Below are 14,418 nucleotides of genomic sequence, written 5' to 3' on the forward strand. Positions count from 1 at the left end.
ATTATTCTTTAACGGATCCCAAAACAATCCCCTTTACAAAGAAACGCTGTAAAAATGGATAGACCGCAATAATCGGGATGGTGGCAATAAAGATTTGTGCTGTCTTCACCGTACGGTTGGAGAGCGCCTGCACTTCATCGGCACTAACACTCATACTGCTCAGATCCCGCTGAACCACAATGGTTTGCAGCAGCGTCGACATTGGGTAACGGGATGAGTCTGTCATATAAATTAATCCGTCAAACCATGCGTTCCAATGGCCGACCATCGTAAACAAAGAGATTGTAGCAAGAGATGGGAGCGAGATTGGCAGATAGATTTTCCATAATGTACGAAAATGTCCGGCTCCGTCGATAAATGCTGCTTCCTCCAATGCTTTAGGCACAGAAGAGCGGAAAAAGTTCAGCAAGAGTATCGTATTATACACACTGAGTGCCCCTGGTAAAATCAGAGACCAAATCGAATTGATCAAACCCAGCTTTTGAACTACGATGTACCCCGGAATCAGACCTCCGCTGAACAGCATCGTAAACACGAGAAACCAGGCATAGAAATTGCGTCCTCTGAAATGCTCAGACTCTTTGGATAAAGCATAACCGACCATGACAGACAGCAGCAATGATATCAATGTACCAAGCACCGTACGCAGCACCGAAATACCAAAGGAATTGACAAACAGCTCATTGCTTAATGTCACCTTATACGCTTCTGTCGTAAAACCCATCGGCCATAGTTTAACCAGATTTGCATCCGCTGCCGTTGATGAACTGAGCGAAACTGCCAGAACATGAACCAAAGGTAAAATACACAGAATGGCGAGAAATGTCAGCAGGATGGTATTGGCTGTCGTGAAAATCCGGTATGATGTTGATCTATAATGCATGTCAGAACCTCCCTGCTAAAAAATCCGGTAGTTCGCCAGTTTATAGGCAAGCCGGTATGAGATTACAATCAACAGGAGACTAACCAGCGACTTGAAGACACCCACTGCAGTACCAAAGCCAAAATCTCCGCCAATCAAACCCACACGGTATACATAGGTATCAATAATATCACCTTTATCGTAGACGAGCGGATTGTATAAATTGAAAATCTGGTCAAAACCTGCATTCAGAATACTTCCCAGTGAAAGCGTAGCAACCACAACAGCGATCGGAATCATGGCCGGAATCGTAATAGACCAGGTCTGCTGCCAGCGATTTGCACCATCAATCACCGCAGCCTCATAAGATTCCGGGTTCACACCCGAAAGCGCTGCCAAAAAGATGATGGTAGAGAAACCAAAATCCTTCCATACATCACTCACGATGACCGTGAATCGGAACCAGTCCCCATCTCCCAGGAAAAAGATAGGCTCTAAGCCAAACCATCCGATGACCTGATTGACGAGTCCGCCGTCGGTAGACAGCATATCCAGCATAATGCCGCCGAGTATGACCCATGACAGGAAATGCGGCAGATACACAAACGTCTGCACCATCCGCTTGAAAAATTGTTTGCGAACCTCATTGAGCAAAAGGGCAAACGTAAATGGAACAATGAGATGCGCAATCATCTTCAGAATGGCAATCAGAAGGGTATTCCAAATGACCTGTTTGGCATCGGGATATTCAAACATCAGCCTAAAATTTTCAAATCCGATCCAGTCTGATTCAAAGAAACCCAGATGCGGTTGAAAATCCTGAAAAGCCATTACCAATCCGAACATCGGTAAATAACTAAACAGGATAACCAAGATAATGCCCGGCAGGATCATCACATGCAGCGGCCAGGTTAATTTGAAATTCCACCTCCGTTTGTTGTCGGTTTTCAAATGCACTCACTCCTTTATTGAACAGATATATCATGTGTGTGCATTTATTGTATCTCTCTGGACATTGTTGTTATAGAAGAAGGTTTTAAGATTGATGTAACAATCTTAGGACAAATTCAATGCTTTGCTGATCACAACAGAAAGGCCCTGCGGATCTCCGCAAGGCCTTCTTCGTGGGAAGCGATTATGAGATTAAGCTATATTCCAATAGCTAGGGTGCTTTACCTTGGAAAAACCGTCTAAACTTCGAACGGATTTTTCTTTTCCTTACTGCCGTGTTCATGGTTCATTCACAACCTTTCGAAAATGGACAACTGTCTTCTTTTTCGTCTGTCTGAATGATAAATACCACTTCCCACTTGTGATATTTTTACCCTTTCTGTTTCCTGTTGAAACAAGTATTGTATATATGTACAGTTCTCCATATTGTTTCAATGTACCCGCCGGATTCCTGGTCCAGGCAATATTGAAGAGTCTGCGCATATACTGGGAGGCGAAAGAGGTGAAAATTAGTCATGAAGTTATTGTACCGCACCCTGGTGTTTGCCCTGCTGCTGATCTTGTTCGTCCCTGGCATCCAGCCCCTTGACGCTGCCAGCCCCAAGCTTGACGCCAAGTACAGCAAGCATAAACAGTTCATTCTTATCGAGAAATCCAGCAATACCCTCACCTATTATGAAAAAGGCAAAGCCATCCGGAGTTTTCCTGTCGCTACAGGCAGAATGCCTTCTGATACGCCAGAGGGCCTGTTCAAGATTCACGAGAAAGTAAAAAACAGGCCGTATTACAAAGAAAAAATTAAAGGTGGGGACCCCAAAAATCCATTAGGAGCCCGCTGGCTCGGGATCAATGTCAAGATTAACGGCAGACTTAGTTATGCTTATGCTATTCACGGTACGAACAATCCGGCATCTATCGGCAAGTATGTGTCCGCAGGATGCATTCGAATGCACAATAAAAACGTCATCTGGCTGTATGATCGGGTTAAGATGAACACCCCTGTACTCATCCGTTAGTTATTCTATAGGCTATAGCTGTAATTGATCCATTTTTCCCTTCATAATCTGGTAGCTGCGCTCAATCTGTTGTGCTTCACATGGTGCCCGCAGCTCGTACACCTTGATTGGAGCAGCTGCAATCACCGGGAGAAACACATCAAAACCTTCCAGGTCCTCGCTGTGAATGTAAGGACACCAATGGTCTACGATACCTACGGTCTCATGAATATGAACACCGAGCACTTTATCTTTAAGTTCCAGAATTTCTTGTTCATTATCATACAATCCCATTCTGCCCATCATCGTGCCATGCCCAATGTCATACCAAATGCCAACCCGGTCTCCGCCAAGTTCGGTTATGATCTGGTTGGCCTCCTGCAGGGTGGGGATTTGATTACATCTGGAACGTGTCTCGATACCAATACGAACGTCATACCCTTTTTGTTCAATATAGCTGCAAACATCTTCTAGGCTTTCACGGATGCGGGTGACATGAATCGGCGCCAGCTCATTTCGACGTGCCAGCATTTCACCCCAAAGGGTCTGATATTCCTTGGACTCTCGGCCCTTTTCAACCCACAGTTTCTTGAGAATCGCATCAATATTGTCATCAAATGGCACTTCGCCGGGATGGACCACCACTGCCTTGGCCCCCAGGCTGTCAGCATAATCTGCGGATTTCTTCAGAAGGTCCACTGCTTTCTGACGTTTGATAGGATCGTCAAATCCCAGCATGACGGAATCTGTATCATAATCCCTGTCTGCTATAAACGGGAACACATTATGTACACTGGAAACGATGATGTCCCCTTGATCCACCATCGGCCGGATATCGGCCAGGAGTTCTTCGGTCACATTGTAATTGAGCTCTACCTGGGCAAAACCGAGCCCTTTAATTTCATTGATCATATCTTTACCGCTCTGATGTCTTCTAAGATTCCACATGGTTGAGAATGAATAACCTTGTTTCATAATAAGCTCCCTTCCTTGATGTGCAGTTTGAATGTCATTGTTCTGCCCTCTCCATCAGGAACCCCTCCGGGCGAGAAGTAGACAATCTCCATGCTGTCTTCACGTGCTTCCACTCGCGGCTCCGGCGCCTGAGCTACCACCATAATGTCAAGGCCGGGCAGACTCCACTGATCCGGAGAAATCACAGCAGAGTGAGGGTCGAGATTCCGGCCGCTGACTTCAAACAATACTTCCATATCATGCAGTCCAGCAAGTGTCACCTCAATCTCCAACTTGCCCTCTGAAGCTTTGGCATCCATGACAACCCCTCTGTAATGCGTGCTCCAGTGGTCACCAATCTCTCGCCGCAGCAGTCTCAGATAGTATTTCTCACCGCTGCTGTCCATCCAGTGAATGGTGGCAGGATGAAGCTGACCACTCGTATTCCGGCTTCCCGATAATCCTCCGATCATCAGTTTTTCTTCAATCCAGGCAGACGCGGTACAAAGATACGAATTCGCAGCAGGGTGATTACGTTCAATCAGCTCCCGGAATTGGCGGACTACCATACGGTCCCCTTGGTGTGAAGTAAAAGCCTGAATTAAATGCTGCGGCACATTTACCCCGGCCAGTGCGATGAGGGCATCATGTGAGCTTTCACAATTCAGATCTGCCAGATGTCTGTAAGGCTCCCCTAAAGCGAGATATAGAAATACTCCCATGGAGCTGTGTTCCGTCATCTCCATGGCATAGGCTCTGCTGAAAGGCCCTGCCAGATTCTCCAGATTGGAATTATAAAATGCAGCGATATTCTCCCACAGTCCCTGCTCCACTTCACGGCCCATGTCCACCACTTTGGCGGAACGGCTCCAGCTCCGGATCATACCCAGCACAGTCAGATCCACACCGTAATATGTAGTCGAGTTAAACTCCGCAAACGTACCGAATTCACGATAGCCTGCTAAGAATCGTTCTGCCTCTCTATCACCATGCGCTTTCCACTCAGATGTGCCGTAACGGTGTCCGAAATAATCGGCAATGAAAATATGCATCAATTCAATATTAGTGTTCATCGGGACAGCATCAGACAATCTGCGATCTATAGAACCTTGAACCGCCTTCAACATCGCGTGGTCCATCTTTCGGACGAGTTCTGTCGGCAGATCTGCCTCAAAGTGTTCGAGGATCACCGCAAAACAGCTGCTTATAAATTCCCGCCAGTTCGGATCATAGCTCTTCCAGACAGGCGGGAGAACGGTATGTACTGCGTCCCAGAAGCTTCGTTTTACCGCCTGCTCATCTTCCCGGGTCAACGTACGTTCCGCTCGCGCCCGAAACAGCATCTCATCAGCAATTTTTTCAAGGCTCGTATCCAGGAAATACGAATGCCCTGCACCCAGTGTTTTCCAAGGGTAATTTCCTTTCGGCGGCTGTTTACCCTGTGGGGATGTGAGAAACGTACCGTCAAAAATTTCATCCTCCGCGTCCAGCTGCAGCTTAAGCACCTCATGCAGAATATCTATCGCTCTTTGAAGGTCACCTTCCTGGTTACGAATTAGAAGACCCAATGCATAATGCGCGCTGCTTCGTGTGGAGTGACGGAGGGGTTCATGCTCGGCACTTTGTCGTATCAACGATATCTCGTGGTCATAGTGGGCATCGAGATGAACCAAAGACTGCTCAATTAAATGATGCTGCTGCTCCGTCATGTTCGGCAATATATTCATACTGGAGTTCCTCCCTGTCTTTTAAGTATTATGATAAAGGGTAAGCGCTTTCCTTGTTACATTGTAAAAGCCTTTTTCCGAAGTTACAATAGGCAATTTCTCCAGGCTGATACCTCTTCATTAAAAAAAAAGAGCCAGACTCCTGGGTTAGGTGGCCGGCTCTTGGGCAGATCCCCGGATGACAAGCTCTGGCAGCAGCACAATCCGCTGTTTAATGCTTGTAATCTCGTTAATTTCTCTGGTGATCAGATCGACAACCTGCTGACCCATAGCCTGAATCGGCTGGGCAATTGTCGTAAGCGGAGGATCACTCAGCGCAGCCAGCAGGGTATTGTCGAACCCGATCACCGAAAGCTGCAGCGGAACAGACAGTCCTTTTTGCCTGGCAGCATGCATCACGCCAATGGCCAGGATGTCGTTACATGCAAAAATAGCCGTAGGCGGATGAGTGGAGTCCAGCAGCTCACAAGCCGCTCTGCTGCCGCCTTCTGGTGAAAAATCCGACACTTTCACTTGATCGCCTGCCAAGGTTAACCCCGCATTATCCATCGCATCCTGGAATCCTCGCACTCGATCTCTGCTGCTGATGATGTCCAGACTCTCGGTTACAATGCCAATACGCCGGTGCCCAAGCGCAATAAGATAACTGGCTGCTGCGTGTCCACCGGCAAAGTCATCGACCAGCACGGTACTGGCGGAAAGAACGGACATGTCTCTGGATATGAGCGCCACCGGAATTTCATCCTTGATTAATTCTTTCAGCAGCTTCTCATCACTGACACCGGTGGCTGCAACGATACCGTCCACTCTTTTCTGGCGCAGCAGCTGGATGTATTTGAGTTCTTTTTGCTGGTTGTTATCTGTATTACAGATGACCAGGTTAAATCCCAGCTCATGCGCCCGGTCCTCGACATGTCTTGTCATCTCCGCAAAAAAAGGGTTCATCACATCCGGAATCAGCAGGCCGATCGTAAATGTTTTTTTACCGGCCAGTGCTGACGCCACTCCGCTGGGTTGATAATTCAACTCCTCGCTGATGGCCATAATTCGCTTCTTCGTTTTGTCACTGATGCTCCCTCGATTATTGAACACTTTCGATACCGTAGCTGTGGATACACCTGCAAGTCTTGCAATATCATAAATGGTCGGTTTCATGGTATGGTGCTCCAAACTCAATAATGTTCCGGTCCGGGTCCAGCACATAAATTTGGGCGAATCCTGCAATGCTGTCAGGCCGGGCTTCATAAGGGATCTCCTGCTGATCCAGCCAATCCTTCGTTTCCTGATAGCTCTTCACCCACACGGAAAGATGGCCGTCGATCGTATCAATTCCCCGCTCACGCAAGGTATCCCCTCCCGGATGCTCCAGCAGATGCAGCTGCTGTTCTCCTACCGCATACCAGATTCCTTTGGAATCAAACGGCGGTCTTTGAATCTCCTTTAACTGCAGCCTTTCTGAATAAAACACTCTGGCTTTCTCTAAATTTCTTACCGCAAGGCTTACATGATGCAGCCCCATAAATGTGATCATTCCGGCTTGCTCCTCCCTGGTAGGTATGGTGAATTCATTCTATTATAACGTTCTCTCGACGGCAATAAGGTCTTTCTTCCTGAAAAACAAATAAAATGACGGCATCAGATAAAACCCTGATACCGCCATTTCGATGTTATAGAATATTCGGAACATGTATTGTAGTGACCATTTTAATGCGTTTTAACGCCAATCGTGACAATCTCATAAGGATTTACGGTAAGACTGAAGCCGTTCTCCTGATTCATGGACTGGCATTCATCGTTTCGTTCTTCCAGAATCGTCGTCTTGTAAGCCTCTGCAGAAGGCAGAGCTGTGCGTACATTCAGCTCACAAGTCTCTCCGCCCATATTGAACCAGCGCAGCATGAGATCACCGGATTCACGGCTTGTTTTCAATGACGAGAATGCAAGCTGAGGGTGATCCCAGGCGAACAGGGAATGAGAAGCAGGGAATGACCCTTCATGAACACATGTCTGGACCGTGGTCCAAGGGATCTGGAACTGATAAGCTTCGGCAAAAGCACCGTCTGCGATTCCGCTGCCTTGATGCGGAATGAGTTCCATATGAACCGTGTTCTCCCCAAGACATTGGGCTTCCGGTGTAGGGAAGTGTCCCCAGTCACCGAGCTCTCCCACGGCACGAAGCATGGTGATTGCAATCGTGCTGCGGCCGTCGCGAAGCACTTCGTACTCGTTCAGACCCAGGTTGGCCGCTGTCAAGCCGGCCTTCTCGCTGCTGACATCGACAAATGCCTGCTGGTGAGCGGTATTGCTCGGGTTCTCCCATTCTTCCGCAGGCTCGTTGTTGCGCTCTACGATCTCAAACATGGAGTCAGCACGATGCACCGATGTAACCAGGTCTGTCGGAAACAGCGCCCGCAGTCGGTGATCTTTAGCCTGATTATTGAACGCTGCGGACAGCTTCACACCTCTGCCACCGCGCTCCAGGGAAATTCTTGTGGTGATCAACAGCTTCACGGTCTCTCCTGAGCGCTGTGCTTTGCGCTGCGGATAATAAATCAGCTCAATCTGCTCTTCATTCAGCTTTTCGGCAGCAGATGCCGGAATCTCCCATTCATGAACGGCTTCGATCGTGGCACGGTAAGGCGTATCTTCCACAACGCGGATCTTGGCTTTAAGCCCCTTAGTCGTGAGAGCTTCCTCACCTTCCGGCTGTTTGAACATATACTCGTTGCCGATATCTCCGGTGTTCTCGTATACACCCTGATCCCGGTACACTTGGCCGCTCACCTTATCGGTCAATGTGAAAGAACCGTCATTCTGGATCTCTACCATCAGCCGATCATTCTCCATGACCCGTTCTCCCCGCAGCAATGATGAAGCCGGAGAAGCAGCAAGACTGTCATCTCCCTTTACAACCGCAAAGGTCTGATATCCTATTGCTGCAATATCTTTCACCTCAAGGGTCACGCTTACTCTGCGGCACATGTATGGCTGACGAAACCGGTCATCCGGCAGATCGTAACCGAACTGAAGACCCAGGTCCTCCATTGTAAACAGAACCGCATGACCATGAGCATCGACCACGGTCATGCCTGACAGATCCACCTGCTTCATACGTTCACGCGTCTCTTTCAGGGAATAACCGTCCCGGAAATACAGACGCTGAATATCCAGCTCCAGTGTGACGGTCCCGCTGCGTGTCCAGCCCGTGGTGTTGAATACCACGAATGGAACGGCGCTCTCTCCCCATTGAGTAAAAGCAGAGGTGTCTATGGCTTCCGCTATCGCTGTCTTGCTGTCGTCTACAATACTCTCGGCGACATGACGGCTATTCTCAAAGCGGGTCACCATTCCCCGGTGTACTTCATCAACACTGCAGCCGCAGATGCTGTCATGCGGATGGTTCTGCATCAGTGTTTTCCATGCATAGGTGAATAAATGGTGCGGGTACTCTTTTCCTGCCAGGCTCGCGAATGAGGCTAACGGTTCCGCCACTTTTTCTAGCATACTCTGCCCGGTCTGATTCATCTGCTTCAGATACACTCTCGCAGAGGCCGTATTCACCAGCGTCCCCCAGCCGTCTGTACGCTGGCTGCGCAGCTCGCCTTGAACCGTGGAAAGCTCTTTCCCCAGCTTCTGCCGCAGGTCGTCCAGATACTGCTCGAAGGTGGAATGCACAAACTGCGTGTCAGGATACAGCTTCTCGGCGGTACGGATCGCTTCCGGAAGATCCTGCTGGATCGGCTGATGATCACAGCCGTTCATATACAAGAGTTCTCCTGTGGATGCATATTTCTCGGCATCAGCCAGCTTTCTCTCCCAGTAGCTCTTCGCCTCTTCCTCATCCACCGGCACCTCGTTGCCGTTGCTGTACCAGTTCGCGAACAGCACCCCAAGAACCTTGGAGCCGTCCGGTCCCTGCCAGGTCAGCTCCGAGAATGAGGATTCGTACCCGCCGTCTGACACTGTATTGTTGAACCCGGTCGGCTTGACACCGCGTCCGAAGAACGCATTGTCAATCCCGGACTGCAGCATCAGCTGCGGCGTTTGTCCTGCCAAGCCGAAGGTATCGGGGAAGTAACCAATTTTGGACACCGTACCATATTTAGCAGCATCCTCGTGACCAATCTGCATATTGCGGACATTGGCTTCACTGCTTGTCAAAAAGGCGTCCTGCAGAATGTACCAGGGGCCGATCTGGATACGTCCCTCATGAATCAGCTGATCCAGCTGTTCCTTTTTCTGCGGACGGATCTGGAGATAGTCCTCCAGAATGATCGTCTGTCCGTCAAGAAAAAAGTACCGGTAATCCGGGTCCTGGTCCATCTTCTGCAGCAGGCCATCCATCAATTCAATCAGTCGTACATGATGCTTTTCATATGGCAGATACCATTCCCTGTCCCAATGGGTATGAGAAATAATGTGTGCTTTTCTGGATTGGGTCATGGTTTTAAATCCCCCTTGTATTAGCCTTTCACTGCGACGACGTTCACTTCTTCAGGACGATACACAGATTTCAGAGTACCTTCCTGATCTGCTGTAAACAGCACGCTGCGGTCAGTCTCAAGATCAAAGATATACGTATATCCGCTTTGCGGATCCCGTACTTCAATCGGTGTGCTGAACGACTGTTCCGAGCTGAATACAAACAGAGAGCCCTCTGCAAAACGCAGCACAGTGCCATAGACGCCGGACAGCTCCCCGCCCCGAATCCACTCCAATGGAGATGAAGCATCAACCTGCATGAGCAAATATTGATACAGCGCGATGACCGGCTCCAGACGGTCATTCACTTCTACAGGAAGCGGGCACCAGATTAAACGTCCGCTGCCTATTGCAGTCTCGATCAACATGTCACCAGCTGGAACATTCGATATGTCCTGTGATTCCGCTGCCGAAGTCCGGATTTCCTTGCTGACTTGCGCGATCTTGCGGTTTCCGTAGGATACCGGATAGGTCCTGTTCCCGATCGTAATCGCCTCTTCACGGCGGACATTCACGATTTGAGCTTCTCCCAGCTCCTTCGTCAGACGAGACGTTTGACGCCAATAGGCATCCAGGCTCAGCGGTCCAGTCACCAGCAGTGTCGCTCCGGTTTCACCGGTGATCGCCAGCAGCTCTTCCATTGCCTGCTCATCCACATTGTGGGCGCTTGGCAGCAAAATCCATTTGACCGGATTACTCCGAAGTGAGCTCAATTCATATTCACCGACCGCGCGGAAAGGCATATTCAGTTCATAAGCCAGCACGCGAGCTGCGGTCGTCGTTGCTTCGAAGGCTAGCCTGCGGTTGGAGAAATCGTTGGAATAAGGGAATACAACGGCTCCTTCTTCCAGAACCCGGTCCTTGAACAAGTCACGGATTTCCTCCATAAAGGCTCCAAAGTCATAGGAAACGTCGGCCTCCGGCTTTTCCGTGCCATCTGCACGCACAGCTCCAATATGTGATTCATTGGCGTTATCCATATAAAAGTTGGTATTCCAAATCCATTGAACTGCACCTGCTCCGCCAGTTGAGAAGGCATAGGCATATTTGCGTTCCAGGATATTTCTCAGCTCAGCCTCACTCCGCTTGGCGCGGCCTTCCGGGGTTTCCACGTACATAATGCCGGTTTCCTGGATCAGGTTCGGCTTGTCCGGCGTTTTGGCGAAAATACCATCCCATACCAGATAGTCGTTCAGCCACCAGGAATGGACTGTAGTATAATCCACAGCTTCGGCATAAAAGAAAGGCGAAGGACGCTGTGCGCCTAGCGCCTCATCCTGCCCGACGGTCACCATATGATCCGGGCATTCATCCTTGATCGCTTCGTATAGTTCCTTGGCCCAGCGGTTGTGCATTTCCATCGAGAACAGGGAGTAGTCGAGGAACCTAGTGCCCTTCTTGCCCTGATGCATATCCTGAATATCAAAATTGATTTCTTCCGGCTCCGGCGGCACGGCAGCCTCAAAGCCCGGCAGCTGATCCGGTGTCATATTCCAGCGTTCCTGAAGTACTTCGATGTTTCCATGACGAGCCTTCAGCCATTCGCTGTAGGCTTTACGTTCAAAAGGATCCTTCGCTGAACGAGGGCCGTCCGAGAATATACGCGGAGGATCGAACATCGAGGGCTCATTGATGAGGTCCCAGTCCACATTTTTTGTATTTTTGTGACGGGACACGATCGAACGGATAAAACGTTTCTGAGCTTCCACGCTTCTCGGATCCAGGTAAGGGTTTTGTCCTTCCCAGGTTTCCGGCGTGAAGGAGAAGAAGGTAAAGGTCACCTGCAGGTCATGCTTTTTCGCGGAAAGGAAAAAAGCATCGATCGCACGCATGACTTCTTCGGAAGCATGTCCATCCACCTGCATCACATTCCGGTATGCGGTCCAGATTCCGGTCCGGATCCAGTTAATGCCTGCATTCTTCATCTGGGCCATATCGCGGTCCCAGACATCACTGTTAGGGAGGAATAAAAACTTACGGGCAACATCTGACGTCATATAAGTCATGCCCACAACCGGCATAGGCCGGCCATCCTTGATAAAGTAGTCGCGTTCGCAGGTGACCGGAGTCCCCTGGCCGAGCAGCTGTGTATCCATACCCCAGAAGCCCTGACGCAGCTTTCGTACTTCACCGCGGGGTCCTTTGGCTTCACAAATCACACGATAGGATCCGGGCTTAATCTCCAGCGGGACCGGTATGCGGATCAGATTCAGCTGGCCGGTGACATCGGCATTTACGTTGTGCTCCCAGTGCTCTGATGCATCCGTATCATGTTCCACGGTGATATGGAACGACCAAGACTCACCCTCACGGGCTGCAAGCCGGTTCGCAAGACGCTGGCTCTGAAGTGTCAGCTGCACCCGCTCACCGGATTCATAGGACGCATAGTTCGGCTTGATCCAGAACTCGGTAATGCCATCGGCAGCAAAGTTTGCCCATCCGTTTAAAGCCTGAAGCCCGTCCGGTGACCAGAAGCTGGAAACCAGCGGCTGGTTCACGAAAATCCAGCGGCTGCCGAGAAAAGGACCTCCGGTATTTTCCCACAGCACGACCGGAGCGGAAATTTCTCTTTCATCTGCCGTTTTTCCTTTGAGAAGCGGATAAATCCGGGTATCCATCGGCCCTGCTGATCCCATCTGCTCCGGCAGATCACTGGTCTTGGTCACGTGAGGAACCAGATTCCATGTCGGCTCGATTGTCAACAATGCTTCACTGCCATGGAAGGTCAAGATATCCTGATGGCTGGCCAAAGTCTTCACTTTCGCACTGTCCACCGGCAGGGCTTCATGAATATGAAGCTGCTGATGATAAGCCGTCTGCGCCGGCTCAGGTGTCCATGTACCGTCCGTAAACCGCACAGGGATCTTGAAAGGCGCGCCTCCGATCGACAGCAATCCGCCGCCATTCTTCAGAAACTCGAGAATCGCAGGCCATGCCTGCTTCGGGAAATAAGGAGCATGCAGATTGACGAAGCAGCTGCCTTCATCGGCAGAGGATAATACCTCTGCCAATGAAGAAGCGTCTGCAGCGACACCCATCTCCTGCAGATCAGAAGCTGAAGATGGGATACTGCTTCCATCCCCTACGGGAAAAGCAGGATCATACAGATAAATGATGTTCGTCTTCATAGAATCCCTTCCTTCATCGCTTTGTACACCAGCTGGGAGAACAGGCTGTTAGACCAGGCAAACCACGATCTGGTGAAAATACTCGGATCGTCAGAGTGGAAACCTTCATGCATATATCCGGTACCGGCATCCGTAGATTCCAGCATATCGATCATCGCAAGCCGCTCATCCTTGTTCACAGCTGTAATTCCCTGCATCGACAGAGCCATATGCCACACATATTCCGGTGGTGTATGAGGACTGCCGATCCCTTTGGCTGCTTTACCTTCGAAGTAGAACGGATTTTCTTTACTCAGTGCAAAACGTCTTGTGTTCTGGTAGATAGGGTCATCTGCTGTTACATAGCCCAGATAAGGAATCGACATCAGACCCGGAGTACCTGCATCATCGAGCAGCGCATAATTTCCGAAGCCATCCGTTTCATACGCATAGATCGGTCCGAATTCCGGATGGCGGTAGATCCCGTACAGCTTGATTCCGTGGTCGATCTCTGCCTCCAGTTTCTTCAGATCACCAAGCAGGGTCATGTCGCGGAAGATCCACTCGGCGAATTCCTGCATATGGCGGAGCGCCACGACAGCAAACATGTTGCCAGGGATATTGTAGTGGAAGTCACATGCATCATCACTGGAACGAAATCCGGACCATACCATGCCGGTATAGTTTACGGGCATGCCCAGTCCGTCATTGCGGATCGAATCCTCCGGTATGCCGTTATTCCGCATAAACCGGTAAGGGGATTGTTCAGCATGACGCTGCTCTACTTTGAACAGCTCAATGATTTTAATCATCGCTTGTTTAAATCCGGCATCAAATACATCTGTCAGCCCCGTCTCTTTCCAGTAGGCATAAGCCAGCCGGATCGAGAAACAGAGAGAGTCAATCTCAAATTTGCGTTCCCACACCCATGGAGACATGTCTGTCTCATCATCGGTGTTCCAATGCCAGTCATTGGCAGACTCATTAAAGGCATTCGCATAAGGGTCAATCATAATATATTGCATATGCCGTTTGATCAGGCCGCTCAGAATCCGCTGCAGATCGGTATCATGCTTAGCAAAAGGAATGTAGTGGATGACCTGCTCCACCGAATCCCGCAGCCACATGGCCGGAATATCACCTGTAATGACAAATGTCGTGCCATCATCCATCAGCTTGGTTGTGGTTTCCAGCGTATTCGGGAACGTGTTCTTGAAAAGCTGAAGCAGCTTTGGACGATGTGCCAGCTTCTCTTCGGCTTCCTTCAGCACCCCTTGAATGGACTGCGGAAGCTCAAGCTTGGGCATCGGAATTTTGGGAAGTCTGAATTGTTCCATGTG

Annotated in this window: 10 protein-coding genes; 1 reads left to right on the forward strand and 9 read right to left on the reverse strand. The window is 49.7% G+C overall.

What is annotated here, in order from left to right; translation table 11 throughout:
- Position 1: 1 nt before the first annotated feature.
- Together HII30_RS02790 and HII30_RS02795 are read right to left on the reverse strand one after the other, a co-directional pair.
- A complete protein-coding gene (locus tag HII30_RS02790; RefSeq protein ID WP_169503410.1) occupies positions 2-883 on the reverse strand; it encodes a carbohydrate ABC transporter permease in 882 nt (293 codons plus the stop codon).
- Between the two features lie 15 nt (positions 884-898).
- A complete protein-coding gene (locus HII30_RS02795) occupies positions 899-1,756 on the reverse strand; it encodes an ABC transporter permease (RefSeq protein WP_169503686.1) in 858 nt (285 codons plus the stop codon).
- Between the two features lie 572 nt (positions 1,757-2,328).
- Here HII30_RS02795 and HII30_RS02800 point away from each other — a divergent pair.
- Positions 2,329-2,829: a L,D-transpeptidase gene (locus tag HII30_RS02800; RefSeq protein ID WP_169503411.1), complete on the forward strand. Its 501-nt coding sequence runs from the start codon at positions 2,329-2,331 to the stop codon at positions 2,827-2,829.
- 12 nt (positions 2,830-2,841) lie between these two features.
- Here the strand turns inward: HII30_RS02800 and HII30_RS02805 are convergent, their stop codons facing one another.
- From HII30_RS02805 to HII30_RS02835, 7 genes are all read right to left on the reverse strand, one after another.
- The gene (locus HII30_RS02805; protein ID WP_169503412.1) at positions 2,842-3,783 is read right to left on the reverse strand and encodes a sugar phosphate isomerase/epimerase family protein; all 942 of its coding nucleotides are present in this window, start codon (positions 3,781-3,783) and stop codon (positions 2,842-2,844) included.
- Positions 3,780-5,489, reverse strand: a complete 1,710-nt coding sequence (locus HII30_RS02810) for a hypothetical protein (RefSeq protein WP_169503413.1) — start codon at positions 5,487-5,489, stop codon at positions 3,780-3,782. Before HII30_RS02810 ends, HII30_RS02805 begins: the two co-directional genes overlap by 4 nt.
- 147 nt (positions 5,490-5,636) lie before the next feature.
- Positions 5,637-6,644 (reverse strand): LacI family DNA-binding transcriptional regulator, encoded by a 1,008-nt coding sequence (locus HII30_RS02815; protein ID WP_169503414.1) that lies wholly within the window; start codon positions 6,642-6,644, stop codon positions 5,637-5,639.
- A complete protein-coding gene (locus tag HII30_RS02820; protein WP_169503415.1) occupies positions 6,625-7,020 on the reverse strand; it encodes a VOC family protein in 396 nt (131 codons plus the stop codon). Before HII30_RS02820 ends, HII30_RS02815 begins: the two co-directional genes overlap by 20 nt.
- Positions 7,021-7,193: 173 nt before the next feature.
- Positions 7,194-9,932 carry an alpha-mannosidase gene (locus HII30_RS02825; RefSeq protein ID WP_169503416.1) on the reverse strand — a complete coding sequence of 913 codons (2,739 nt, stop codon included), beginning with the start codon at positions 9,930-9,932 and terminating at the stop codon, positions 7,194-7,196.
- A 20-nt stretch (positions 9,933-9,952) separates the two neighbouring features.
- A complete protein-coding gene (locus tag HII30_RS02830) occupies positions 9,953-13,099 on the reverse strand; it encodes a beta-galactosidase (RefSeq protein WP_169503417.1) in 3,147 nt (1,048 codons plus the stop codon).
- Complete coding sequence (locus HII30_RS02835; protein ID WP_169503418.1) at positions 13,096-14,415, reverse strand: glycoside hydrolase family 125 protein; 1,320 nt, start codon at positions 14,413-14,415, stop codon at positions 13,096-13,098. The genes HII30_RS02830 and HII30_RS02835 overlap by 4 nt, the downstream gene beginning before the upstream one ends.
- Between the last annotated feature and the right edge of the window lie 3 nt (positions 14,416-14,418).

It is taken from the genome of Paenibacillus lemnae (assembly GCF_012933385.1).
Classification (GTDB): domain Bacteria; phylum Bacillota; class Bacilli; order Paenibacillales; family Paenibacillaceae; genus Paenibacillus_AQ; species Paenibacillus_AQ lemnae.